Source organism: Deinococcus aerophilus, assembly GCF_014647075.1.
In the GTDB taxonomy this organism is placed as follows: Bacteria; Deinococcota; Deinococci; order Deinococcales; family Deinococcaceae; genus Deinococcus; species Deinococcus aerophilus.
Window position 1 is genome coordinate 1 of the sequence record NZ_BMOM01000031.1, and the last position, 26,157, is coordinate 26,157.

Annotated in this window: 21 protein-coding genes and 3 pseudogenes; 15 read left to right on the forward strand and 9 right to left on the reverse strand. The window is 63.7% G+C overall.

Annotated elements, in window-relative coordinates:
• Positions 1-566: 566 nt before the first annotated feature.
• Positions 567-1,364, reverse strand: a complete 798-nt coding sequence (locus tag IEY21_RS13995; RefSeq protein WP_188904969.1) for an IS5 family transposase — start codon at positions 1,362-1,364, stop codon at positions 567-569.
• A 719-nt stretch (positions 1,365-2,083) separates the two neighbouring features.
• On the opposite strand from IEY21_RS13995, the gene IEY21_RS14000 reads away from it, so the two are divergent.
• Positions 2,084-3,472 (forward strand): replication initiator protein A, encoded by a 1,389-nt coding sequence (locus IEY21_RS14000; protein WP_188904970.1) that lies wholly within the window; start codon positions 2,084-2,086, stop codon positions 3,470-3,472.
• Positions 3,473-3,608: 136 nt separating this feature from the next.
• A pseudogene (locus IEY21_RS14005) lies at positions 3,609-3,740 on the forward strand (IS6 family transposase); the annotation flags it as partial.
• Between the two features lie 60 nt (positions 3,741-3,800).
• Here the strand turns inward: IEY21_RS14005 and IEY21_RS14010 are convergent.
• The 8 genes from IEY21_RS14010 to IEY21_RS14045 form a co-directional block, all read right to left on the reverse strand.
• Complete coding sequence (locus tag IEY21_RS14010) at positions 3,801-4,145, reverse strand: hypothetical protein (RefSeq protein WP_188904971.1); 345 nt, start codon at positions 4,143-4,145, stop codon at positions 3,801-3,803.
• The gene (locus IEY21_RS14015) at positions 4,142-5,071 is read right to left on the reverse strand and encodes an SDR family oxidoreductase (protein ID WP_188904972.1); all 930 of its coding nucleotides are present in this window, start codon (positions 5,069-5,071) and stop codon (positions 4,142-4,144) included. Before IEY21_RS14015 ends, IEY21_RS14010 begins: the two co-directional genes overlap by 4 nt.
• Positions 5,072-5,103: 32 nt before the next feature.
• The gene (locus IEY21_RS14020; RefSeq protein WP_188904973.1) at positions 5,104-5,700 is read right to left on the reverse strand and encodes a superoxide dismutase family protein; all 597 of its coding nucleotides are present in this window, start codon (positions 5,698-5,700) and stop codon (positions 5,104-5,106) included.
• Positions 5,697-6,311, reverse strand: coding sequence for a hypothetical protein (locus tag IEY21_RS14025; RefSeq protein ID WP_188904974.1), 615 nt, complete (start codon positions 6,309-6,311; stop codon positions 5,697-5,699). The genes IEY21_RS14020 and IEY21_RS14025 overlap by 4 nt, the downstream gene beginning before the upstream one ends.
• Before the next feature lie 303 nt (positions 6,312-6,614).
• Entirely contained in the window at positions 6,615-6,854 is a 240-nt protein-coding gene (locus tag IEY21_RS14030) for a PadR family transcriptional regulator (RefSeq protein ID WP_188904975.1), read from the reverse strand.
• A gap of 234 nt (positions 6,855-7,088) precedes the next feature.
• Entirely contained in the window at positions 7,089-7,451 is a 363-nt protein-coding gene (locus tag IEY21_RS14035; RefSeq protein WP_229753115.1) for a hypothetical protein, read from the reverse strand.
• A gap of 84 nt (positions 7,452-7,535) precedes the next feature.
• Positions 7,536-7,733, reverse strand: a complete 198-nt coding sequence (locus IEY21_RS14040; protein ID WP_188904977.1) for a hypothetical protein — start codon at positions 7,731-7,733, stop codon at positions 7,536-7,538.
• 197 nt (positions 7,734-7,930) lie between these two features.
• Positions 7,931-10,255, reverse strand: coding sequence for an ATP-binding protein (locus IEY21_RS14045; RefSeq protein WP_188904978.1), 2,325 nt, complete (start codon positions 10,253-10,255; stop codon positions 7,931-7,933).
• A 123-nt stretch (positions 10,256-10,378) separates the two neighbouring features.
• On the opposite strand from IEY21_RS14045, the gene IEY21_RS14050 reads away from it, so the two are divergent.
• From IEY21_RS14050 to IEY21_RS14110, 13 genes and pseudogenes are all read left to right on the forward strand, one after another.
• Positions 10,379-10,690: a helix-turn-helix domain-containing protein gene (locus tag IEY21_RS14050; protein WP_229753116.1), complete on the forward strand. Its 312-nt coding sequence runs from the start codon at positions 10,379-10,381 to the stop codon at positions 10,688-10,690.
• Between the two features lie 147 nt (positions 10,691-10,837).
• Positions 10,838-11,218, forward strand: a pseudogene (locus IEY21_RS14055) (DDE-type integrase/transposase/recombinase); the annotation flags it as partial.
• 818 nt (positions 11,219-12,036) lie between these two features.
• Positions 12,037-13,677, forward strand: coding sequence for a hypothetical protein (locus IEY21_RS14060; RefSeq protein ID WP_188904979.1), 1,641 nt, complete (start codon positions 12,037-12,039; stop codon positions 13,675-13,677).
• Between the two features lie 248 nt (positions 13,678-13,925).
• A pseudogene (locus IEY21_RS14065) lies at positions 13,926-15,027 on the forward strand (IS4 family transposase).
• Between the two features lie 458 nt (positions 15,028-15,485).
• Positions 15,486-16,205 (forward strand): hypothetical protein, encoded by a 720-nt coding sequence (locus IEY21_RS14070; protein ID WP_188904980.1) that lies wholly within the window; start codon positions 15,486-15,488, stop codon positions 16,203-16,205.
• Positions 16,206-16,329: 124 nt separating this feature from the next.
• Positions 16,330-17,406 carry a radical SAM protein gene (locus IEY21_RS14075; RefSeq protein WP_188904981.1) on the forward strand — a complete coding sequence of 359 codons (1,077 nt, stop codon included), beginning with the start codon at positions 16,330-16,332 and terminating at the stop codon, positions 17,404-17,406.
• Positions 17,403-18,287, forward strand: a complete 885-nt coding sequence (locus IEY21_RS14080) for a hypothetical protein (RefSeq protein ID WP_188904982.1) — start codon at positions 17,403-17,405, stop codon at positions 18,285-18,287. Before IEY21_RS14075 ends, IEY21_RS14080 begins: the two co-directional genes overlap by 4 nt.
• A complete protein-coding gene (locus IEY21_RS14085) occupies positions 18,284-19,000 on the forward strand; it encodes a trypsin-like serine peptidase (protein ID WP_188904983.1) in 717 nt (238 codons plus the stop codon). Before IEY21_RS14080 ends, IEY21_RS14085 begins: the two co-directional genes overlap by 4 nt.
• Positions 18,997-19,260 carry a carboxypeptidase-like regulatory domain-containing protein gene (locus IEY21_RS14090; RefSeq protein WP_188904984.1) on the forward strand — a complete coding sequence of 88 codons (264 nt, stop codon included), beginning with the start codon at positions 18,997-18,999 and terminating at the stop codon, positions 19,258-19,260. Before IEY21_RS14085 ends, IEY21_RS14090 begins: the two co-directional genes overlap by 4 nt.
• 53 nt (positions 19,261-19,313) lie before the next feature.
• Entirely contained in the window at positions 19,314-19,547 is a 234-nt protein-coding gene (locus IEY21_RS14095) for a hypothetical protein (RefSeq protein ID WP_188904985.1), read from the forward strand.
• Between the two features lie 115 nt (positions 19,548-19,662).
• Positions 19,663-21,849, forward strand: coding sequence for an NERD domain-containing protein (locus IEY21_RS14100; RefSeq protein WP_188904986.1), 2,187 nt, complete (start codon positions 19,663-19,665; stop codon positions 21,847-21,849).
• Positions 21,850-22,105: 256 nt separating this feature from the next.
• A complete protein-coding gene (locus tag IEY21_RS14105; RefSeq protein ID WP_188904987.1) occupies positions 22,106-24,901 on the forward strand; it encodes a DUF3427 domain-containing protein in 2,796 nt (931 codons plus the stop codon).
• Positions 24,902-25,078: 177 nt separating this feature from the next.
• The gene (locus tag IEY21_RS14110) at positions 25,079-25,897 is read left to right on the forward strand and encodes a restriction endonuclease (RefSeq protein ID WP_188904988.1); all 819 of its coding nucleotides are present in this window, start codon (positions 25,079-25,081) and stop codon (positions 25,895-25,897) included.
• The last annotated feature ends 260 nt before the right edge of the window (positions 25,898-26,157 follow it).

Sequence of the window (26,157 nt, forward strand, 5' to 3'; positions counted from 1 at the left end):
CAGACGTTCGCCCGCCTGATACAGGCGGGCTGAGCTACGATTCAAGTGCAATTGGACTGGACCGACCGAGGGGGGAACCTCAATGAGGGGCGACTTCTTCTCGTGGAATGAGTTTCCGTTCCCTGCAGGGACGCAGATGGAAAAGGACGTTGAGCCGCAGGCTGCGCCCCGGTTAGAGCGGCAGGCGCAGCTTCGGTGTGGTCCTGAGGCCCTGAAGCACCTTTTCCATAGCACGGGCCGGAGCGATTACCCCCGGTTGCAAGAAAGGTTGGCAGATGACCAGCGGCCGGTGGAGCGTCAGGCCAGTCACGGGAAGCCGATGCTCTTCAGACGGTGAGACAGCGGCGGAGAGCGGTTCATCAACGGCTGTCCGACAGGAATCCAGGCACTGAAGATTGAAATTCGGCTGCGCCATTGCGAGATGGGAAGATGGGGGAGAGCTCTGGTCTCCCCATCCACAGTCGTCGTTTGAAGCCGAGCCGGCGGCGTTCCTGTCGCCCACTAGGTCGGTGGCCCGAACGCCGGACAGACCTCTATCCCACTGGTTCTAGAGGCTGGGTAAAACCCTATCCAAGAAAGGGCTTGTTTTTCGCCAGCATCAGAACACAGGCGGCCAAGAAGTGAAAGCCGATGAGGGTGGAAGAGAGGCGTTCCAAATCTCGCCCCAGACGGCGGAAGCGCGACAACCAGGCCAGGGAGCGCTCCACCACCCAGCGCCGAGGGAGAAGGACGAACCCACGTGAAGCGTCCGAACGCTTCACGACAATCAGCTCGATATTGCTCTTTCTGGCGGCGTTTAGTGTTTCTTGTCCCGTGTACCCCTGATCGACGAAGGCCACCTCTAACATGCCGCCCGTCAGTTCCTGGGCCTCTCGACACAATGCCTTCACCTGCGCTCGGTCCTGTTCGTTGGCAGGCGAGGTCATCAGGGTGATGAGATGGCCGAGGGTATCAACCACCAGATGGACTTTGGTGCCCTTGCGCCGCTTGGCACCGTCGTACCCGGCGCGGTGACCACTCTCGGGGGTGCTTTGGAGGGTTCGGCTGTCCACGATGATCGCGGAGGGTTCCCCTCCACGTTGCTGCTGAATGCGGCTGAACAGCCGCAAGTCGTGGACGGCGTTCTCGAAACAGTGGGCGGCAAACCAGCGTTGTGCCTGAGATCGTACGATCTCAGGCGGGGGAAAGTCGTGCGGCAGGTACGCCCACTGTGCTCCCGTTCGACTCATCCACAGCAATGCGTTCAATACGTCGCGCATGGGGTATCTGCGCTGAGGCGCATTTTCAGGGCTCAGCGCCAGATACGGCAACAGGAACTGATAGGTCTCGTCGTCGACGTCACTCGGGTACCCTTGCTGTGCCATCCCTCATTCTGCTCTCTGCAGACGTTGCCCTCTAGCGGGAAAAACGGGTCGAACTCAAGCGTGACCCCATGTAGGGCACGGACTCTGACGGGATATCGACGAACACAGTGCCGCGCAGCAGGCCACCGTCCATTCCGGCGCAACCAGACCCGTGTCGTGCCTCCCGGGAAATCACTTGTCGGCGGACGACACTCTCGGGGAGTTTGCTGTGGCCACCGCACGACACACTCGGGGGGTTCAAGGCGCCGCATCTCGGTTTTTTCCGCAGACAGTCGATAAAAATTCATCCGACTGATCCTGAGCGCGGCGACCGAACTCAGCAACGACATACTCGGGGGGTTTGACTCCTCTCCGCGCGACATACCTGGGGAAATCCGTCCTCTGCACACGACACCCTTGGGGAATTGGAGTGGGGAAGAGCACGACATACTTGGGGGAAACAGGCATCCCAGGCACGACATACTCGGGGGAATCCAGACGTCGAAGCACGACATACTCGGGGGATATCTGCTGGTTTCTGCGACATACCTGGGGGGAAAACCGTGCTTTTCCACGACATACTCGGGGGGAAACCCAGAAAAACGTTGCCCTACACACAGGGTCACCCAGCCGCTTGATGATGTTTCATCATTCTTTTTTCTTTTAATTCAACACAAGGAACAACAAGTCAGCGTCCAGCGCAGTCCTGCAGACGGTAAACTCAGGGCATCGCAGACGACGTGGCCCTTGAACGCAGGCAGAAAAAACCGACGGTCTCATCCGCGCAGCGGCTGACCGAGGCCAACGTCGCGCGTCTTGGCCTCATCAGCATTCAGGAACGCATTCCCAGTGATTTCACCCGCTGGGAAGTCGAGTTCGAGGTGGACGGCCGTCTGGGACAGCTGTCGTGCTTCAGTCCGTCAGAGTATGGTGGCGTCCCCCATGGCCTCGACGGCGACGTGGCCAACGCCCTGATCGACATTTTCATCGAGCAGGGTTCACCAGACAGCGGTGTGGTCACCACCACGGCCAGTCAGCTGCTGTTGCGCGCTGGCCTGCACAACAATGGGCATTACCACCGCATCCTGACCGAGTCGCTGCGCCGACTGAAACAGGCGACGTACACCATGAGCCACGCCTGGCGCGACCACGAGCAGCGGCGCTGGACGAGCGGGACCTTCAGTTACGTGCTGGCGTACGAGGTGACCTCCAGCGAGCGCGACACGGTCACGGCGGGCGCGATGCTGTCGGTGACGCTGGCGGGACAGATCGTCAAGTCCATCCGTGCGAAGTACGTCAAGCCGCTGGACTACGGCTTTCTGACCTCGCTGGAGCGGCCACTGACCCGGGCGCTGTACCGGCTGCTGGACGCCAAACGGTATGACCCGCAGGACCTGAGCCGGTCGCTGGTGTCCTACCAGGTGAACCTGCTGGAGTGGGCGTCGGAATGCAAGATCGTGGACCGGCGCACCGACAAGATCCGCCGGACCCTGGAAGGCGCCCACGAGGAACTCAAGGATCGGGGGTACCTCAAGGACATCCTGATCGAGGGCCGCGGCCGGAAGCAGACGCTGACATACGTGTTTGGTGCGCCGGCGCAGGATCTCGCGCAGGATTCGGAACTCGTCGCCATCCTCGTCACGCACCGCGTGGCCCGGCCGGTGGCACGGAAGCTGGTGGAGACGCACGGAGACGCGCGCGTGCGGGGTCGCCTGGCGCGCTTCAAGGCGCTGCTCGCGTCAGGCTACAAGGCCCGCAGTCCATCCGCGCTGCTGGTGGACATGATCCGGGACGAGGAGGACAAGTACGTCGACCCTCCGCCGGCAGGGGAGAGTGCGCAGGTCGTCCGGGCCGCGAACCCTCCGGTGTTCCGCAGTGACCCGGACGAGGAGGAGCGGGCGCGCGAGGCGGCCTTTCAGGCGCTGAGCCTGACCCAGCAGGCGGAGCGGGCCATGCCGACCCTGCAATTGCTGCTCAAGAACAGGCTCGACACCATGCAGTACACCCAGCTGCGCTCGGCGCTGGGTGAGGGCCGAGCCGATGCCGGTCTGGTCGTGAAGGCCGTCACGAAAGCGGTGTTCGAGGGCCGCACCGACGAGGCGGTCGGGCAGCTGCTGCTGCTCCTGTAAGCACGTGGGGGGGAAGGGTTCTGGTCACTTAAGCCCGGCAGGCTGTTGAGCTGTGACTGATCAGAAGCCCTACCGCCACCATTTTCCCCTGAGCCAGCAGGACGTCCAAGAGCTGCTTCACGCGCGCGGCATCGTCACTCGGCAGCAGGAACGTGCTCAGCTCAGCTTCAAACGACGACGGCGAACTCAGGAATTCCTTGCCCTGCATGCCCGAGTCTCGAACCTTCACTATCAGATCCGAACCACCGTCCTTTCGACAACCAGATGAATTCACCAGTCTGCAGCACTGCGACTCTGGCACGAAGCTTTGCAGCTGGCCGCTTGAGAATCAAGCGGCCAGCTGAGCCATGCCGCCCTCACCAAGATTGGGTTGCCAGAACCCGGTGCCCTCAACCTGATACCCACGATCATAATTCGAGGGCCAGGCGAACACCCTGCTGATCGGGGGCAAGCCGATGGCCTCCGGGATCCGGTTAGGCAACGGCACGCTGAAGGGGCCCCCAGCGTCGACCGACCCGGTCACCAGCAACTCGCCGGTCTCGGTCTCGATGCTCAGCTCGGCCCGGCCGCCCGGCCAATCCACGATGCGGCCCGTCAGGGTGCCACGCACCGGTGCGGCCAGGGCAGAAAAAGACAAAAGGGCGAGCGGAATCCCCGCAAGCAAGCGCTTCATGGGTGAGCCTTCTGCCCTCCACGTCTTGGTGTCTCCAGAGGGCTGGGCGCCGCCACCTGGTGCGCATACTCCGGCAACGTGGTCGGCGCAGGGCACAGGGCGTCTTGCCGGGGATCCGGTGTGATGGGTACTCCCTGGGCGAGGGTGAGCATCAGGGCGGCGAAGCTCTGTTCAAGAGGTGAGTTCGCGGCGGTCACCTGCGTTTCCAAGGCCTCGACTGGGACGTGCTCGAGCTCGAAGGTCCGCCCGCCGATCTGCTCGAACAGCCCCACGACCTCGCGCACACTGCGGTTCTCGGCGACCAGGGGGAGTGTGGCCCCGCGTAGGTCAGGGTGGTCCAGGCAGGCCACTGCGGCGCGGGCCACGTCATGCAGGCTGATCCAGCCGATTGGCGCCTCGCCGCTGCCGAGTACACGTGCCCGGGCATTCAGGGGGTCAAAGCCCAGCGCTGGGCTGAGCCAGACTTCCATGAAGACGCCGGGCTGGAGGATCGTGAAGGGCATCTCCCCGTGCTGTAGTTCCCGCTCCACAGCTCGCTTGGCCTGCGACAACGGGGAAGGGCGCGCTCCGTCGTAGAATTCCGGGAACGAGACGTACACGAAGTGCCCCACGCCGGACTGCCGGGCCGCCTCCACGAGGTTCAACCCGCCCTGATGATCGACGTCGGGAATCGAATCCTTCGTGGGGTCACGCAGGGTGGTCGTGGCGGTACTGATCACCACGTCCATTCCCTGACAAGCGGCGAGCAGCGAGGCGGCGTCCTTCAGGTCGGCCTGCACGAGCTGAGCTCCCAGGGTACGGAGGGCATTGACCTGCTCCGGCGGGGAAGAGGGGCGGACGACCGCACGCACCTCTTTGCCCTGCTGGGCGAGCTGTTCACAGATGCTGCGGCCAAGGTGTCCAGTGGCGCCGACGACGAGAACCATAAGAACCTCCTGGTGGGAGTGAGGGCCTTGATTCAGAAGAAGGAGGCAGCGATGGGATCGCTTTGACGGACCACCGCTCGCCAGGGCACGCGGGTCAGAACGCCACACGCGATGCGGTCTCCGCTTGCTCCGGCCGGGTCCGTCAGGTAGTCGTCAGGTCCTGTGTGGAGCACCAGGGCGGCGCCGTCCGCGTCGAAGAGGGAATGCGCTCCTTCACTCAGCGTCACCTGAGAAGTTCTGACCTGCAGCGTGGCATTTCCGTCTGCATCGACGCGCAGGTTGGGCAGGTCGCCTGCATGGTGCCCGTCCCGGTTGAGGTACCCGTGCGGGCGGCTTGAAGGATTGAAATGCCCTCCTGCCGTCGCGAAGGTGGGAGTACAGGCGCCGACCGCGTGCAGGTGTAGACCGTGCTCGCCGGGGACGGCTTCCTGGAAGCCCTGAAGTTGGATGCGCAGGGTGACCACACCGGCCGGATCTTCCCGCAACTCCGCCTCACCGACCACCCGCCCGCGCACGTCACGCAGTTCGACGCTGGCAATCAGCGGTGGGGCCGGCACTGTGGGCGGTGGCTGGGCGCCTGCGAACCACAGTGGCAGGGCGACCATCCCGGACAACAGCACTGGCTTCATGGAGACCTCCAATCGGATAAGGGGCCGGTGAACAGACGCCGCGCCGGGGCGAATTTCAGGAAGGCCGGGGGGGTGGTGACGCGGGCAGGCCGGGTCAGACGGACCAGACCGTACACCAGCCACGCGAGACCCAGCGGCAGGCCCAGCCAGACCCGCTCATTCCAGGTCACCATGAACGGCATCATGACTGCTGAAGCTGCCAGGAACAGGCCGGGCCAGCGCAGCACCGAGCTGCGCGCACTGTCCAGGCCGGTCAGGGCATATGCAGCGCAGGTGGCGATAAAGCTGAACCAAATGATCCGCCAGACCGCCTCGGGCATATTGTCTTGAGGCCAGAGCAGCACACTGGAACTCACGGGCAGCAGCCCTACGCAGGCCAGCACCGCCGCGCCAACGGCGACGATTTTTGACTCCCCGCGTGTGCGCGACAGGGCATGACTCAGGCTGGCAACGGCGAGCAGCAGCAGAGCAAAGAGTTGCACTCCCTCCAGGCCTTCACCACGAGTGTCGCCAAGGGGCCGTGAGCCCATGATCAGAAAGGTCACCGTCCAGGCCAACCCACCCAGGATGGCGGCGAGGACGCTCAGGCGAACAAAGGCATCGCGGTTCATGCGGACCCCCTGCGCGTACGTTCCTCGAAGGCACTCTTCAGTGGGTCGAGTGCGGTGCTCAACCACATCTCCTGAAGCCCCGCTGACTGCCGCTGTCGGTACATGTCGCGGCAGCAGTCCTGAAACACCTGAAGCATGTGTGGGCCGTATGCAGCGCGGTGTTCGGTGGGATACAGCCGCAACAGGACGCGATACACGGCCACGGACCTCTCAACAGCCTGGACGCCCATTTCTTCTCCCCCCGGTCTAGAGACCGCCCAGAGCAGGCTTTCGGTGGGCCACCCGCACTCCTGCCAGGGCGCGTTATCCCGGCGGCGTGAGGCGGTAGCAGCGGCGGCACTGGTCATCCAGAGCGGGACAAGGCCGCTCGTCGCTCTCGGCGACCAGCCCGGCCTCCAGCAGGCGCTTGAGGGTGCCGGGACCCATGCGGGTGAGGCCGTCGGAGTGGTTCTCGACGGCTTTCATGATCGCGTAGCCATGCTTTTCGCCGTCAGCGAGGGTCAGAGGCGAGGGGGCGCTGGGTGAGGATCGGTGATGCTCCATCTCTTTGTCCTACCGCCGTCGATATCACTGTGGTGGATATAGAGGAACAGGGTGCGGGACGTTCGCCGAGGGCTTTAGGCCATTCCTCTGAGGCTTCAGGAGCCAGCCATATAGGGTAAAGGCCCAGCGGCGTGCAGGCTGAGCAATCGGCCCAGTGCAAGGATGGGAGGGGCAGCAGGTCTTGAAGACCTGCGCCTGAAGGTTCAACCCATGGTTGCCTGGCCTCAGCCGTTCTCAGGGCAGGGCTATGAGCTCGCTCGTCGCCACCACGCCATCCTGCTCGCTGACAGTGAAGGCATTCCCCACCGCGTTCTGCCCTGAGAATGCCAGAGCCGTTCTGTTCGAGGTGCGGTTGTACCAGCGCGCTGCCAGCGTCCCGTCGCTCAGCGCGTGGGTCCGTGCGCTTCCGTACCCTGCGCTCTTAAGCAGCGCACCAAGCTTCTCCAGACGTTCGCGGCATTCTGCCATCGTCAGATCCGTTCCAGCCATTCCCGCCATCTGCGCACTGAGCGAGGCGCCCTGTCTGGCCAGTACGCTTCCCAACAGAAAAGTCACCAACACCAACAGGCGAGTGGAGCGGGTCACGCGTGTCGTCATGGGCATAGTGGTTCCTCCCGGGCAGGCTGACTCCTGCCCAGAACGTGTCCCTGCCAGCAGGGGCACCAGAAAGACGGGTGACCGTCACCTCGGGTGGATGGAGCTCGCCCGCAGATGCAGCACCTGCCGGATTCGCCGGTTCCACGCTCCCAGCCCGCGACTCAGGACAGGCTCACGGTCGTCCGTGCACTGGCGCAGCGCGGTGTCCGCGGCTGCTTCCCGGTGGTAGCGGTGGATTTTGTCCCAGGCGCCGTTGAGCTGTGGGTCAAATTCGGGTCTCATGGCAAGACTCCTTGTATGGGGACGAGGGCGGGGAAACGAACGGTGGGGGAGCGGGCACGCAGCGGGATCACGGCCATCCTCCTGACTCCTGGGTTGACCGATGCCTCACGGTAGGCTGGAGCCCCCCTGCAGTACATCGGCAGAACTGGGTAGTGCGCCGTGTTATCAGGACTATGTAGTCGAACCTGAGGGGTGGTTCAGCCCGGTTCGTGTTGCATGGCCCAGCGTGCCAGCTCCACGCGGTTCCGCATCCCCAGCTTCCCAAGCACATTGGCGACATGTTTGCTCGCCGTGGCTGGACTGATGCCCAGCAGCTTCGCGATTCGCCTGTCCGGATGACCCTGCGCCACCAGCGCCAGCACCTCCACTTCACGGGCCGTCAGGCCGTGACTCGGCGTATGGGCACCCGGGCCACCGCTTGCTGGAGCCGTGTTTTCGCGCTGGTCCTGCTCCTGCAGGCTCTGCACGAACGCTTCCGCTTTCCGCCGCATCTCCTCCGGCGTGAGATACGCTCCCTCCTGCCAGGCCTGCTGGTAGGCTCCATCCCCCATGTTTTGCCGCAGCTCGGCCAGAACCCGGTCAAACAGCATGGTGATATACCGGCCGACCGCCCCTGTCAACCCGTGTTCGAGACGATGCGTGAAGGAAAAAAACTGAACGGCCAGTTTCGGCTCATCTTGGGCCGCGAGAACCAGGCCGAATTCCTTGACTTGCGCCGCAAGCTCCGCCCAGAATTCTTTTTCCAGATAAAAGTGGATGTTTGAGAGGAGAGTCTGGGCCGCCTCCCGGTAGAGGCCCATATGGTACTGAACCAGGGCCAGACAACTGATGTAATCGGGCACGCCACTCTGCCGGGCCCATTTCTCTGCCGCCTCGGTGAAGTGCAGTGCCTGTTCGTACTCGCCGAGTTCGAGCAGGGGGAACACCGCATTGTTCAACGCATTGATGATCGTCATTCGGAGCCAACCATCGGTGACGCTGAAAGGTCTCTGCTCTGGAGGTACGGTCAGCAACTGCTCGCAGCGCCGAATGAGTCCATGACTCGTGCGTACGGCGTCCTCATTGCGCCCGGCCCAGTGCTCTCCCAGAGCCACTGCCAGACACCCGGTAAGCTCCTCCGAGATATCCCCCTGCGCTTGACTCACCTCCAGTAATTCCCTGGCCACCGAGGTGAATGTTTCATACAGGCCCAGGCCCAGCAGGCATTCGAGCACAGCATGAAGGGCGTGTGGACGCAGATAATCCAGGCCAGGCGCGGGAAGTGCCAGGGCGCGTTGTGAAAGCCTCAGCCCTTCCTGGAACAGGCCAAATGGAATCCAGATGCGGCTGATGCCAGGCAAGTACCGCAGGGCGACCTCTGCCTGCTGGTGTTCGATGGCCCAGGTGAGCCCCTCGCGCATATTCGGGTAGTCCGGCGCGTACTGCTGCGCGATCATATGGAATCCAGCGTGCGGCTCCAGTGCCTCAACCGCGATGGTCAGGTAGTACTGAGCATGACGGTCGCGCCAGGTGTGGGTGGTGCGGGCATCCAACTTTTCGAGGGCATGTTCGCGCAAGGGCTGCAGCATCTTCCAGCGGGTCGTGGAGCCTGCCTGCCGTTGCAGGAAGCTGTGCTCCAGCAAGGCATCTACCCTGTCAAGAATGGCGGAGTGTCGCCACACCGCGACCAACGCTTCAGGGGTGAAACTGCCCTCGAAGACGGCGCAACACTCAAAGACCTCCCGGTCACCATCACCCAACAGGTCGTAACTCCACTGGACGGTTGCCCGCAGGGAACGCAGCCGTTCGGGACGGTCACGGAAATCAGCCTTCAGGAAGGCCAGCGGATGATCGAGGTGATGCACGAGATCCGTCAGGGTGTAGCTCCGCAGGCGAGCCGCCGCAAGTTCGATGGCCAGCGGTACACCCTCGAGGGCGTTGACCAGGGCCGCCACTTCCTGGGCGTTCTCAGGCGTGATCTGGAACTCCGGCTGGACAGCTTGGACACGGTGAACGAACATCTCGACCGCGGCACTGTCTTCGAGCCGCTCGAGTGATGCTGGCAGGGAGAGAGGTTCGAGAGGATACTCGTGTTCGTCATGCAACCCCAGAACCGTGCGGCTGGTGACGAGCAGCTGCACGGTGTCGGCGGCAGCCAGCAACTCGAGGAGATCACCCGCGGCGTCTAGGATCTGCTCGAAGTTGTCGAGGATCAGGAGTGTCGGCCGATTGGCGAGTGCGCTGACGATGGTGCGCAGGGCTGTCTCCTGCCGATCGGCAGCCGGCAGGGTAGCCGCGATGGTGTCAAGCACCTGATGAGCATCACGGATCGTGGCCAGATCAACGAACACGACTCGGTCACCGGCCTGCTGCACGGCATGCGCGATGTGCTGGGCCAAAGCTGTTTTCCCGATGCCCCCCGGCCCGCGGAGGGTCACAAGCCTCGTGCCGTTGCGAAGCATGCGCATCAAGGTCTGTAGCTCACGTGTGCGGCCATACACGGGAGTGATCAGGGAATGGGACGCGGTCAGAACGGTCTCCATGCACAAGTGTAGAACCAGGTTGTGGCAAGTTGTTGGTGACTCGGCAGCCTCTCTGGTTTAGCTTGCACCATCTCCCGTGACCTTTCGGTGTCGCCCAGCAGTGGATCGGCGCTGTCAGAAGCCGTGGCATACATTCATGAGCACCATGCCGAGCCGCTGCAGATGGCGGATGTGGCACACCGCACACAGATGAGTCTGGTCACTCTCGAGCGCCAGATCAAACGGGTCTATGGGGTGACGCCGAATCAACTGCTGATGCGCGCCCAGGTCGAAGCTGCCACCCGACTGCTGCAGACCACGGATCTGCCGGTTGCCCGGATTGCGGTTGAGTGCGGCTACTTTGATCACAGGGCGTTCAGCCAGATCTTCAAGTCGGCGGTCGGGATGACGCCACGTCAGTTTCGCCAATTGTTTTTCCGGGAAGCGCGTAAGTGAAGGTTAGTCCAGCTCTGCTGGGTTTTGGAATTAAACCAGAGAGGCTGCTGAGTCGTGTTGGACCGGAAGCCCTACCGTCACTGTTTTTCCCTCAACATCATCGGCTCCGCCCTGTGAAACTACCACCGCTTCTCCCTGAGCCAGGGGGATTCAGCGTCCGCCCGGACCTTCTTCACCCGGCTGATTGGCGAGTACGGCGTCCCAGAGGTCATCCACACCGATAAGCTGTGGAGTTACGGTGCCACCATCCGGGCACTTCCCGCGCTCCACAACGTGCAACACGTCCAGGTCATCTCTACCGCTCGCTGTAACAACTTCATCGAGCAATCTCACCAACCCACACAGCAGCAGAAGCGAAGCCGGCTGGGCTTCAAGCGACGACGGCGAACTCAAGAATTGCTTGCGTATCACGCCCGAATCTCGAACCTTCACCGCCACACCCGAACCACCGTACACGCCGCGCCCCGACAAAACCATTTGACCAAGGCATTACGGGCTTGGGGTGAGGTGGTGCAGTGGGCATCCTGAACTTCAGGATGCCCGCTGAGGACGCTGGTCTTCTCGTCGTTAACTTGCCAGAACTGTTCTGGCAGACCGGGCTACCGGTGCGGTGGGCGAAAGCGCCGGCTTCCTCGACCGGGTCGTTCGTCTCAGGCCACTCCCGCAGTTTCTGTCGGTCACCTGTGCACCGGCACCCAGTTTCTGAAGACCGTGCTGGAACGAGTCTTTCCTGAAACGTACCGCTTCCTGGATTAGGGGAACACGTGGTTGAGACCGGGCGCGAGCAGGGCCAAGTACTGGTTCTGACTGGGAGGACTCCACGCAACACCGCATTGCGGACGTCGTCTCTTCAAAAGCAGTCAGTCAGCCGGCCGGTCCTCGCCTGGGGTCGATCCCGCGGAGGGTACTGGCACACGGCGTCCATGCAGGCTCACGACAGGACAGCGCGGTATGGAGCACCCATGCTGATTCCGTCGCCCGGAGGACAGGGCTTTCTCAGTGCATCTGTGGGAGGCAAAAGGTCCGGGTGAATCCTGGACTTTCTGCCTCCCACTCAGCGGATTCCGTGTCCGGCACCGAGGCGCTGTCCTCTGGAAGGGCAACCTCACGCGCCTCGCAGATCCGCCTGTGACAATTGAGCCATAAAACACTTTTGCTTGACATCGCCTTCTCATGTCCCTACATTGAGACCCCTAGCAAAAAGTTCGTTTTTCACAAGTTCAGCAGTCCGCGGTGGAAGGACCACCTCATCTGTCGTCAGTGCTTGCCATGGCCTGATCACGACGTCAGCTGTGTGTGCCGTGTTTCAACGGCATCCAGCATTCTTGTTGTTTGAAGGAGAACTGATGCATTACTGGAAGTTGGGCGCCGCTCTGGCTCTGAGTCTTGGGCTGGCCGCCTGTAACACCACGGTGACCCCCAATCTCACTCCCGCTTATATCGAACCTCAGAACTGTCCTGTTGAAGATCCCTGTGAGGGTCCCCCACCTCCCTCCGAGCCGGAAGTCATCCTTTCCCCCAACACCCGTATTCTCGACTCGGCCGTGCAGTCCTATGATCCGGCAACCGGTCGTCTGGTGCTGACCAGCACCGGTGTTACTGCAGCCTACGCGGTCGGTCACATCGTGGTGGGCGACGTGACGCCCAATACCCCTGCGGGTGTCCCGCCGCGGCGAATCACAAGCGTGACGAACTCGGGCGGCACGGTTGTCCTCTCGACCCAGGAAGCTGGACTGACCGACGCCGTTCAGGACGGTGAAGTCAACTTCACCCGCACCCTGACCGTCAATGACATTGCCGAGGAAACCACTTCAGGAATGGTGGCCACCGCCCTGAACGGTCAGAGTCTTCTCAGTGCCCTCGCGGTCTCGTGCACCACCAGCGGGACCATCTATTCCGCGAATTTCACGAAATCCATCGGAAGCGCCGTCGTCTTGAATGGCTGTGCCCGGGTTGGACTCGATACCACCCTGAACTTGAGGATCAACCACTTCAAGCTTCAGTCCTTTGAAGCCTCCCTCAAGATGTCCGAGGAGGCACAGCTTGAACTGGCCCTCAAGCCGTTTGCGGACGACGCTGAATGGGAACTCGGCCGCATCCGCTTCAAACCCATCACCGTTTCCCTGGGTCCAGTTCCCATCGTGATGACCCCCTACGTCGTCTTCGTGGCGGGCGTGAACGGAACGGTATCGGCCAATGTCTCGTACAAGGTCATCCAGAACGCCAGCTACACGACCGGACTGAAGTACACCAATGGCACTCTGAACAAGATCAATCTGCGGACCTCGTTCTTTCAGGCACCGGACCCCATTCATGACAACCCGCTCACGGGAAATGCCAAGGGTTACCTGGACATCAAGCCTGGCTTGAACTTCTACAGCACCGTGGCACTGGCAACGGCCCAGGGGGATGTGATCGGCACGGTCCGCGGCTACATCAAAGCGGACTTTGACACGTCGCGTAATCCGGTGTGGCAGATCACGGCAGGTCCCCAGTTCTGCATCAGCTACAAAACGAAACTCAATGCATTGTTCGGCCTGGTCGACGAGACGTGGTCGGGCAACGAGTGCAGCAATGAACTCCGTGCCTTCGAGCGGAATTCCAGCACGGGCACTGGCATCCAAAATCCCAGCCCGTACCAGAGCTGGAACAACGTCTCGCTGGTGTTTACCAACACGTATGGAGATATCGAAATCTACAAAACCGATCCCGGCATGCAGGAAACCATGGTGATTCGTCTGGCCGGCAACAATACCTTTGATCTGACGCCGTTTGTTCACGCGACCAAAACCACCGAGTTCAGAATCAAGAGCATCTCCAAGAAGCCTGGAACTTTCTCCAGCTACCAGCGGAAGATTGACATGTCCTTGTTCGGCAACGGCGATCTGGTGTGGGACGCTCCGGCCATCAACTGTACATCCTGCAGTTCAGCGGACGTGTACCGGTTTAAGGTAAACAAGAGTATTGCGTTCTTTCAGATTCAATAACTTCTAAGAGATTGTCTCTGACTTCCCATCTCGAGTAGAGGTGGATCTGAACGGCCAAATATCCGCTCGGGGCGGTGCGTACGCACTGCCCCGACTTTACTTTCTTGCGACTTCCCCCGTCATCCTCCTGAGTCGCAGAACCTGATCCACACATCCCGTCGAAGTCCTCCTTCTCTCAGCACCTGACACTTTGCGGGAAATGGCGTCCTGAACGCAGTGGGGCATGACAAAGGGCAGTATCTGGGTCTGTGACGATCCCCGATACTGCCCGACTTCATGCTGACACGTTGGCCACCTACCTGCACACCCGCTGGCCTCACCGCCGTACCGACGCGCTGCGTCGGCTTGCCGAAGTCCTCCTGGCTGTGTTCCAGGCCGAATCCACGCTCCACCGCAAGATCGCACTTCATCTCCCCAGATCAGCAACTCTGGAATCGAAGACCCGGACGGTGGCCCGCGTGTTCCACGACGCTCGGCTCACGCCGCAGGACGTCACAGACGTCCTGCTTCCCTTGCTGCCCGACGGCAGGCTCACCTTGGTCATGGACCGCACCACCTGGCACTACGGTCAGACTCCGCTGAACATCCTAGTGCTGGGCGCGCTCCTCGGGGGCACGGTCATTCCCCTCGTCTGGTCGATGCTGCCGCATCAAGGGAACAGTTGCACTGCTGCTCGAATCCTGCTGGTCGCCCGCCTGCTCAAAGTTCTTCCGGCTCGACGGTGGGCCGTCGTGATCGCGGACCGGGAGTTCGTAGGGCGCGAGTGGTGCTCGTTCCTGCGCTGGAAACGCATCCGGCACTGTATCCGCATCCGGGAGAACACGCGGATAGAAGACGAACTGGTGCGGAACCTGTTCACGACGCTACAACCGGGACAGGTGCGCACCCTGTTCGAGCGAACGTGGGTATATGGGGGATGGATGCACGTGGTCATCACCCTGTCCCCCGCAGGGGACAGGGTGATTGTGGCATCAGATTTACCCGTCCTAGACGTGCTGAACACCTATCGGCTCCGGTGGGGCATTGAGTCCGCGTTCAGCTCGTTGAGATCTCGCGGACTGAGGGGTGGAGTCCACCCACATGACGGCCCCAGGGCGGATTGCGCGACTGTTCGGACTGCTGTGTATCGCGCTGGCCTGGATGACCCGGATCGGCGCGCAGCAGACAGAGATTAACGCCCCTCGGCGGGATAACCGCGGGCGAGCGGTCGTGAGCGTGACGCGGATCGGGTGGCAGATTCTGAGTCAGGCGGCGCGGTGGGGCGGCGATGTCTTCTGGGACTGTCTGCGGCTCCTCGGGATGCCATTCCCGACCGCCAGCAGATCGCCTTCCCAAAGTGTCAGGTGCTGAGCCTCCTTCTGCACGATAAAATCTTCGATGCGCATTTGCATCCCGCAGCGTCGCGTCACGGGTCATCTCAGCAGCCGACAAGATCGGTTTCCGGCTGTTCCGGAACGGTGAAACGCCCACCTTGAAGTGGATGACAGGTGCGACAAACGGCGAAGCAACGGGCTGTGGGGGCTGTACACCACACAACACCACCGTCTTCCGCTTCTGTTGAGGCACAGCTCGGGACGTCGTTCCCCAACGTCCGGGACGATCGGCAACAAGTTTGCCAGCCATCGAGGGTCGAAAACCAATCTTTTGATCTTAATTAAAGATTGAGTCCATTTACATGGTTGCGTGCCATAAACCGTAAAAAATGTTACCATAAGGTGAAGTTCTGATCAGGATTTCCGGTTCAGGTTGCAGCGGAACCCCACCTCTGGCCCCACATTTCGTGGAGTCCTCATCACATGAGGTGAATCATGCAGGACGATCAATCGACACGCAAAAACGCGTCTCCCTCATCCTTGAATGCGGACACTCCCTTAAGTGAACTGACGCTTGGTGATCTGCTCGCGGCCCTGGGCTCGGAAGGCCGTCAGACGTCCCACGGCGCCGCCCTGGAGACTGTGCGTTCAGGAAGTCGCGGCAATGTGAGTACGCTGGGAACCTCCGGCAGTGACGAAGAAGAGGCGGAGACTGCCGCGCTCGAAACCCAGATTGCTGAGAACAACCGCTTGGCCACTGTTCAGCATACGGCGCTGACCAGAATGATCAATCTGGTGGGACCTTCTCCCGCTGAAGTGCAGGTACAGTTCTTGAAAGGACTTCTGGATAACCCTGCAGAAGCCGAGCACTTCACCCAGGATCCCGCAAAATACTCTGTTGAACACGGGGTCCTCTTGAGTCCCGAGATCGTAAAGGTTGTCACCGACACCGTAGCTTTCAGAATGCCCGTCTCAAAAGAAGTCCTGGATAAATTCGGTCCCCGGACGGTCGGAGGAATACTGGATCTCCAAGGGCCGGGCACCGCGGCCTGGCCAGCAGCCGTGGCGGCCATTGCAGCCGTGGTTTCGGCGGCTGCGGCAGTCGTGACGGCCGTGACGGCCGCAACCAAACACTCTCCGGCGGACCTGGTGGCCTTGAAAGGATTGGGACAGCGCGGCATGCGTATGCCGGGAGGCGGCCGCATAGGCTATTGACTCTGAAGCTGCCGGAACTCCGCCCAGCACCTGCAACTCAAACCCTAAGCGGCGCTCTGGGTGGGACCGCGGTGTGCCCGAGGATTCGGGATGACGGCCGCCCTGTGACGGTGGGAGGATCCCCATGACCGATGGCCGCTTGAGCGATCATGATCAGGAAGCCCTGATGCGTCTGTTCCTGATGCAGCACATGCCGATGCATTTCAATGCTTTGGTGGTCGAGAGAACTTCCCGCTGTACTGCCCAATGCGCGATGTGCTACCAAGCTGCCGGGCCGCGCGGTTCCGATGCCTTGGGGGACCACACGCTTGCAGAAGCGGACGTCGCGCGGGTCATCGAGGACGCGGTGACCATTCCCAACCTTCACCCACGTTTTCATCTCACTGGTGGAGAATCTTTTCTCGATGTCAATGCGTGTATGAGGCTTTTTGAACGGGCACGTGACGTGGGGTTTCTTGACCTCACGTCGACGACCAATGCGTACTGGGCCAGAGATCCCGGGCGAGCCCTCGACATCTGCCGGCGTCTGCGCGCAGCGGGCGTCACCAGCCTGGAGATCAGCTGGGATGTGTGGCACCTGCCTTACATCGACGCCAGGGCAGTGTCCCAGTGCCTGATGGCCTGCGCCGAAGTCGGAATCGAATCGAATCTCCGGTTGCTCGCCTCCCGTTCTCACGATGCAGACGAGGCGCTTGACCAACTGCACCCTGAAGCTCTGGAGCAGGCCACGCGCATCTCCTGTAATCCGGTCTTTCCCACGGGCCGCGGTGCCCAGACCCTGGATCCCACTGACCTCTATACCCAGGGCACGCTCAATGACAACTGTCACACCACCTTGAACCTGACCGTCAATGCCCGGGGAAATGTCTCGCCGTGTTGTGCCGGTCTGGATCAGACGGATGCCTACGTTTTTGGAAACGTGACGGTCGACCCTGTGTCGGTTATCGCCCACCGCATGAATGCGTCGCCCATGCTCCGTACTGTCGTTTTCGGTGGTATCGCCGCCCTCTTTCCGGTTCTTGAAGCGGCGGGCGTTCCTCCTCAGGGAACCTATACCAGCATCTGTCATGCCTGCTGGTCCATCTTTTCCGATCCTGTGAAGGTGGACGCGCTCAAGACACATTTTGAAGAGGCGCCGCGGCGAGCGGTGCTGGCGGCCCTGGCACAGCTTGAAGCCCATTCGATGGGGGAACCCGCATGACCACCGAATCTGCCATCAATTTTGCGGCCGGGGTCCAACCAGCGGCCCAGTGGTTCAAGTCGGTGGCCCTGATTCTGGAAGAACTCGACGGCGACTTCACGGTGCCCACAGAAGTGCTGTCGGCGTGGATCGAGCAGCATGACCTGTGGCTCAAGACGCAGTGTGGCATTTCCCAGGGCCAGGGGCTGCACCACCTGTACCACCGCGATGTCTCCGTGGTCGGTGACGCTCCGCTGGCCCTCTGGGAGAAGCTGGCTGTTCTTGGAGACACCTGCCGCCGCAATGGACTTGGGTTTTCCATAACGGTGCGGTTCACCCAGGGACTTCAGTTCGCTCGGGAGCTGGATGCTCTGCTGGCCACAGGTGCCGTAAGCAGCCTCGGACTGTGCCTGTTCGATCGGGACGAGGTGTCACGGGAGCAGGCTGTGGATGTTCTCGAGCGGGCCGATCAGGCGGGCGTGAGCCTCGGCCTGCTGGGCTCAGTCGCGCGGTTCCGGATGCTCGGGTTGCTCGCCCGCCCTCAGTTGAATGCCCAGAGCTTTACCCTCTATCCGCTTCGGGAAGCCGATGAGCGCGTGTCGGTCTGGCACCATGATCCTGCGCCCTGCTTCGCCCGCCTGCGGGTTCACGTCGATACGGATGGCGGCCTGTATCCCTGCCTCGGGCTCCTGGGTGTGCCGGCAGCCCGGTTGGGCTTCGTTCAGGATTCCATCGAGAACACGGTGTTTGGGGGCCGTCCCTCACTTCTGCCGCTGGACCGGCTGGCCCGGCAAGGCCCGGGGCCATTTCCCACACTCCATTTGCGACAGTCGGGGCTGCCCGTGATCTGTGAACAGCACCGGTTTGCGCTGCTGGCCGCGTCCGCGGTGGGGAACGCATGACCAGGACGCCTCTGGCTGCGCAGCAGTGGCGCGAGGTGGTCATCGGTCACGATGACCGCCGCCAGGTCCATCGGACGACAGCCTTTCCCTGGCGGTGTATCTGTGCCCTGCGCATCACCGCGCAAGATGGCAGCGTATGGAGTGGAACCGGATGGCTCGCTGGCCCACGACTGGTGATCACTGCTGGCCACTGCGTGTACCTGCACGGGCAAGGCGGATGGGCCCACGAGATCGAAGTTATTCCTGGAGCGAATGGAACGTCTCGTCCCTTTGGTTCCTGTCTCTCGGAAGACCTGTTCAGTGTGTCCGCCTGGACGTCGCGGCAGATGAGAACTCACGACTACGGCGCCGTGTTGCTGCCCGAAGAGATGCCCTACGGCGCAGAACTCGGATACTTCTCGGTCGGCGTGCTGGCAGACCACGAGCTCGCAAATCCTCTGCTGACTGTGGCAGGTTACCCGGCCGACAAGGAGCCCCCCTTTTCTCTCTGGAGCCATGTCCGCCGCGTCATTGACGTCACTTCAGAAACGCTTGCCTACGACGTCGACACAGCGGGAGGCCAGAGCGGTGCTCCGGCCTGGATTGAGTGGAAGACGGAGCCGGTCGTCGTCGGCATTCATACCAACGGCAGCGCCACGAACAATTCAGCCACCCGGATCACGAACAGTGTGATGGCGTCAATGGACCTGTGGTTGCAGGAGGCCCGGAGATGACACGGGAAGATCGCCCAACGGGCATCGTCGCCAGCGTTCGTCGCGCAGACGGCACACCCGTACAAGACGCCCGGGTTCTGCTGGGTGCTGGCCCCTCACATCGTGATCTGGCCGCCCTCAGCAATGCGCTGGGCCAGACCACCTTGACTGGGTTAGAGCCCGGCCTCTACACGGTGGTGGTGCTCAGTCACGGACAGCGCCACGAAGTCCAGATACAGGTTCCTCCAGCGCAGATGGTCGCAGCCGAGATCGTTGTATGAAACGCTGGTGTGCAGGCATCGGCGCGGGTGCCGAGCGTGCCGGAGCGGTCTGCATGCTGCGCCAGTTCCATCACAACCACGCAGCGAAATTGGTGGGCGGCGGCGTGAACCTGACGACCATCTGCCGCCGGCTGAGACGGCAGCTCCAGACGACCTTGCCATATGCCGAGGTGGTGATCACACGGATCCCAAGCAGAGGCGCTGGCAACGACAGCGCCTCTGCCTCACGCATGACCTTTCAAGCGGCGACGCTGTCGGAGAATCCTTCGCAGGACCGGCAACCTTGAGACGCTTTATAACCGGGATGGTGCACCCGTTGATTCATCTGCGCCCGGCCAGGACGGCCGGCATCCGGGAAATGTATGCGCGCCGTCAGTGGAGGTACAGTAGCCTGCGCGCCGTATGGCAGAGTTCATCGCGACAGAAGGCTTCGGCGGCCCGGGAGAGGCTGGGGAAGCCCGCGTATTCGAGGCGGTGAAGGCGGCCTACGCCGGCGAGGAGGCCCTGGGCTTCTGGCGCTACCCGCTGATCACCCGGCAGACCGTGCGGGAACCGGACATCCTCGTCGCCGATCCCGAACTGGGCCTGGTGGTCATCGAGGTCAAGAGTCTGCCCCTGGACATGATCGGCTCGGTCACCGGCTATCAATGGAACCTGACGCGCCCGTACTACGGCAAGAGCGCGATCAACCCGTATCAGCAGGCGCACAAACAGGCGCAGGTGCTGGGCGAGATGGCGGCGCGCAAGTCGCGCCTCACGGGGCTGGCCACGCGGGCCGTCGTCGCGGCGCCGCTGATCACGCGGGACGGGTGGGACGCCCGCTTCGGTCAGCTGCTCAGCGACGTTCCCATGCTCTTCGCGGATCAACTCACCCCGGCGAAGCTGCGCCGGGCGCTGGAACAGACGCCTCCCGTGCGCTACGGCGAACCCCTGGACGACGAGGGCTGGCTGGCGCTGCGCAGCGCCCTGGGCACGAGCGGCAACGTGCCCAGGCGGCAGGTGCGGCACCTGCAGGCCCCCCTGGAATCCCGGCGCAGGATCGACCTGATCGCCCGCTGCGCCCGGCATCTGCACGCCTTTGATCTCCAGCAGGAACTGATCGCCAAGACCATTCCGCCGGGACCACAGCGCATCCGGGGCATCGCGGGCAGCGGAAAGACCGTGCTGCTGGCCCAGAAGGCGGCCAACATGCACCTGCGTCACCCGGAGTGGAACATCGCCCTGGTGTTCTTCTCGCGCTCGCTGTACGACCAGATCAAGTTCCAAGTGGACCACTGGCTGCGGCAGGCGACGAACGGCGAACGAACCCTGCAGACAGCACAGCACCGCCTGCGCATCCTGCACGCCTGGGGCAGCAAGGACCAGCCGGGGTTCTACCGGACCCTCGCGACCCAGGTGAACGTTCCGCCGCTGACGGTGGCGAACACGCCGGACGTCTCGCCCACCGCCAAGCTTCTCTTCGCCTGCAAGGCGCTGCTGGACGACGCGAAGGCCACGGGCACGTCGCTGCAGATTTTCGACGCGGTATTGATCGACGAGGGGCAGGACCTGGTGCACGATGAGGTGTCGCTGAGCTTCCAGGAAAAGCAGGCGTTTTACTGGATGGCCTACCAGAGCCTGCGGCCCGTGGCGCGCGGCGCCCTGCTGGACACGGGGGAACCGGAGTCCAGGCGGCTGATCTGGGCCTATGACGAGGCGCAGTCGCTGGACTCGCTGGTGATCCCCAGCACGCGGGCGCTGTTCGGGGACGCGGGCGCGCAGGTGTTCGGGGCGGGCGTGATGTACAAGGGCGGCATCCGCAAGTCCGAGATCATGAACCGCTGCTACCGCACGCCCGGACCCGTGCTGCTGGCCGCCCACGCGCTGGGGATGGGCCTGCTGCGCGGGGAGGGCATGCTCGCGGGGCTGACCAACCGGGCCGACTGGAAGGCCATCGGCTACGACGTGGAGGGCCAGTTCCGCAGCGGCAGTGAGGTGGTGCTGACGCGCAGCCCCGAGAACTCGCCCAACCCCCTGCCGGGGTTCACGCCGGACCCGCTGGTGACCTTCGAGGACTTCCCGGACCGGGGGGCGGAACTGCGGGCGCTGGTGGCGGCGGTTCAGAGGGACCTGTCCGAGGGCGGCCTGCACCCCAGCCGGCACCTGCTGATCGTCGTCCCGGGGCTGAACGGTCGGCCGTACGGGCTTCAGAAGGCGGTATTTCAGGCCTTGCGGGATGCGGGCGTCAGCGTCTACCTGCCCGGGAACAGGGACGCCGACGTTCCGAAGCAGCGCTGGCCGGACACGGACCCCAACGGGTTCTGGCGCGAGGGTTCCGTCACCGTCAGCCCGGTGATGCAGGCCAAGGGCAACGAGGCCGACGTCGTGTACGTGGTGGGGCTCGATCACGTGGCCGCCCAGGAAGACAGCATCCAGCTGCGCAACCAGCTGTTCGTCGGGGTGAGCCGCACTCGGGGCTGGGTCCACCTGAGCGGTGCGGGCATGGCGCGGACCGAGCTCGCGGATGAAATTCGACGGGTGATCGCCGCAGACGGAACGCTGAGATTCGTGTACCGCCCGCCGAAACGGCAGCTGGACGACGTCGGCTAGGGCAGCCCATGGCGCGGCCGCCCCCAGACGCCACTGAGGTCACGGCGTGCTTGGAGTGCTGGGAGGGCCACGGCAACCTGGAAGCCGTGCAGCTGCCGGCTGGAAGGCGAGTACCGCGGTGGCCCAAACTGCTCCGGTCGGTGACCCCGGAGTTCACGCGGATCCCGGCCCCGACAAGACAGCGATCCGGACCCTGGGTGCCGTCGGGCAGAAGTGCGGACCTCGGGCGGACCTCCACCAGGCACACTAAGAGGCGATGCCCCGTGTTCAGTCTCTCCCTCGCCACGTCTTAAACACGGTCGGTACCGCCTACATGGGCGATGTGCTGCGCGCGGCACTCCGCGAGGCCGATGAGGTGGACATCTGTGTGGCTTTCTTGCGCTTCAGCGGCCTGGGGCTCGTCGTCAAGGAACTGGAGGCCTTCACCGCGCGCGGCGGTCAGTTGCGGGTGATCGTCTCGACCTACCTGAACGTCACGCAGCCGGGAGCGGTCCGCGTGCTCGCGTCCCTTTCCGGTGCCCAGATCAAGCTGCAGACCGGCCCGAAAGGCTTGCACACCAAGTACTACATGTTCGGCCGGGGCCGGGACCGGCGCACCTGCTGGGTGGGGTCGTCGAATTTCACCAAGAGTGGGCTGTTCTCGAGCATCGAATGGAACACCTGCCACGACGACCCGGAAGCCGTGGCAGACGCTGAGGCGCTGTTCACGGAGCTGTGGGAGCGCGCCGACGTGATTCTGGCCAGCGACGAGGCCATCTGGGCCTACGAGCGGACGTTCCTGGCCGCCCAGATGGCCGCGGCACCCCCGACTTCGATCGGTACCGGGTTCACGGCGCCTCTTCCCAACACCGCGCAGGGTGAGGCGCTGGCCCAGCTGGCCCGCCTGCGGCGTGACGGCGCGCGCCGGGCGGCCGTGATCGCCGCGACGGGGGTGGGCAAGACCCTGCTGGCGGCCTTCGACGCCGGCGCGCTGGCCTGTGAACTCGGCCGCGCGCCGGATCAGCTGTCTGTGCTGTTCATCGCCCACCGCGAGGAGCTCTTGCAGCAGGCGTGCGCGGCGTACCGGCAGCTTCACCCAGCCGCCACCACCGGGCTCCTGGTGTCCGGGCAACGCCCTGGACACGCCCGCGTCGTCTTCGCCACCGTCCAGAGTCTGCTGGGCCATCCCGAACTGCTGAGCCGCCACTACGATCAGGTCGTCATCGACGAGGTTCACCACGCCGCCGCGGCCAGCTACCGAACGGTGCTTGGCCGGCTGAACTTTCATTTTCTGCTGGGTCTGACCGCCACGCCTGAACGTGCCGACGGCCACGACGTTCTGGCCCTGTGCGACTACAACGTGGCTTACGAGGTGCGCCTGCCCGAGGCGATCGACCACGGCTGGCTGATTCCCTTCCATTATTTCGGCATCGCCGACAACGTCGACTACACCCCGGTTCCCTGGCGCAGCGGACGCTTCGACCCCGAGGCGCTCGAGAACGCGCTGCTGCTCGAGAGCCGCACCGATCTGATCCTGCGTCACGCCCTGGAAAAGGGCTATGACGGGCGGCGCCGGGCCACCGTGGGGTTCTGTGCGGGCGTGCGTCACGCCCGGTATATGGCCGAGACCCTGGGCAACCGGGGCTTCCGGGCCGAGGCGATCACGGGCACGGTTCCACCGGCCGAGCGTCAGCGGCTCTACGACGACTTCGCCGACCCGGGCCACCCGCTGGAGTGGTTGTTCGTCGCCGACGTCCTGAACGAGGGCATCGACCTTCCGGCCATCAACTCGCTGCTGTTCCTGCGGCCCACCCAGTCGCCCGGCCTGTTCCTGCAGCAGCTGGGGCGTGGCCTGCGCCACCATCCCGGCACCGAGGTGCTCACCGTGCTGGACTTCGTGGGCCACCACAAGAACGCCCTGGTTCCCCTGCAGGCCCTGAGCCGGGACGCGCTGCGGCTCGTCGGCCACCGGCACCTCGATTCACCGCTGCAGTTCAGTCCGCCCACGGACTGCGCGGTCGTCCTCGAGGACCAGACCCAGGCAATCTTGCTCAAGGTGCAGCGCGAGCTGCCGGCGGCAGGCGGGAAGAAGGCCCACGCGGCCGCCTACCGTCTGCTGCGTGAGGAACTGGGCCGTCCACCCCACCTGATGGACTTCTGGGGCCGTTCCGGCGTGCCCGGGTTCCAGGAGCTGCGCCGCACCTTCGGGTCCTGGGTGGAGTGCCGCGCCGCGATGGGTGACGCCGACGACTGGGAACGCCGGGTGGAGCGGGATCCCCTGGCGGGCGCGCTGCTGCGGGCGGCAGAGACCAACCTGCAGCTGCAGCGCGTGGGGGCGTACGCCGTGGCGTGGGCCATGGTGTTTTTCCCCGATGATCCGGCGTCCGGCGTGAACGCGTTTTTCGTGCGCTTTCCGCAGTGGCGGGTCGAGCAGGACGTCGAGCCGGCGCGGGCCTTGAAGACCCTGGAGAAGAAGCCCGCCTGGGGCGTGCTGCTGCGGGACGGCACGCTGGATCCCGCGTTGAGGGCCCGGTTGCGCACCGACCCGCGGCTCGCCGAGGAGGTCGAACGCCGTCTGGAGTATCTCCTGGCCGGTGATCACGCCGAACGGCACGGTGGCGTGCTGCGGACGCCCGGCGCCCTGACCCGGTACCACGGTTACCGGCGCAGCGAGATCGTCAACCACCTGGGCGTTCAGTACGATCCGGCGCGGCACAACACCGGCGCCGTGCAGGTGGGAAGCGACATCGCGCTGCTCACGCAACTGGACACCCGTGACGCGCGCGCCGCCCACCAGTACCGCAACGGTTTTCTGGAGGACCGGCGCTTCTTTTCGTGGGAAAGTCAGAACCGCATGGTGCCGGACCGCGGTTCGGGACAGGCGGTGGCCGATCACCGCCGGCTGGGCCACACGCTGCACCTGTTCGCCCAGCCGGGTGGCGCGGGCCTGTATTTCTACCTGGGGCCGGTCGACGTGGATCAGGTCCGGGGCAGCGCCCCGTTCACGGCGGTCCTGAAATTGCCCGAGCGGCTGCCGGCCACCGTGGAAGAGCAGCTGCTGGGCGGAGGATGACGGGGTCGACCGGACGCAGGCCGTCTTGAAGACTGTGCCGACGTCCACTGGGGTCGCCCACGTGAGGCTGAGGAACATGCCCCGAACGACCGGCGAAGGCGAGCGGTCCCTCTTCCCACTGGAACTTCCCTGATGCCGCCCAGGAGGAGGCGCGCGGGAAACGACGGGTCCGGTCCTGTGGGCGAACGGCTGATCGACGCGCTCGTTTCCGTGATGCGCGTCTCGGTGGGGCCCCAGCCTATGGTGGACGTGCTGCGCCGCCTGCACGCGCGCGGCGTGGACGTCACGTCGTCCGAGGTGGGGGCGGCCGTCGAGCAGGACCATGCCCAGCGCGCCGTCCGGCAGCTCCCTGCCCGGTTCAAGACGGTGAACAGGCTCAGCCTGCGCGGCAAGACGGTGCACCTCACCTGGCTGGGTGAAACGGTGGAGGCGCCGGCCCGGAGCAGGGCGGCAGCGCGGTCGGCCACCCAGGTGGATTCCAGGCCTCCCGGTTCGGCTCCGGCGCGGCAGGTCAGGGGACGCCAGGACGTCACGGCGTCCGTCAACCCCCGCCCGAGGGCCGGCAGCGCCGCGCTGGTCAAGCGCCTGTTGAAGCTCTCCCCGACGGCATTTGAAGGGGTCGTCGAGCGCCTGCTGGTGGCCCTCGGGGTTCAAGACGTCACCCGGACGCCGCCCACCAACGACGCCGGCGTGGACGTGCGGGGCGTGCTCGTGATCGAGGAGCTGTTGCGGGTGCGGGTGGCCGTGCAGGTCAAACGGTACGTGGGAAACGTGTCCCGGCCGGAGATCCAGAAGTTGCGCGGCAGCCTGTCGCACGGTGAGGTGGGTTGGTTCTTCACGACCGGTGGGTACAGCGAGGGAGCGCGGGTGGAAGCGCGGGCCACCGACCGCCAGCCGATTTCACTGATCTCGGGGCTGGAGGTTGCCGAACTCCTGATCAAGTACGGCGTGGCGCTCGACGAGGCCGGGCCGGCTGCGCAGGCAGAGGAGACCTGACGGCGGGGCGGCCCGCGCGGGGCCTGTCGAAGAACATGGACTCCAGATCCCCGATGCAGGTCGGGACTGATCGGAAATTGCGGGGGTTGAGGAAGGCCGCCAGGCTTTCTGTTCGGGGACCGGAGTTTTACACTCCAGATGCCCATGAAGCGGTTCATCCAGAAGTGAACTCGACCTGTGCCCCACCACGGCGAGGGCGAGTGGCCGTATTGAGCAGGCCGAGACCAGGGGTGCGGCGAACAGCGGCGCACATCTGCGCC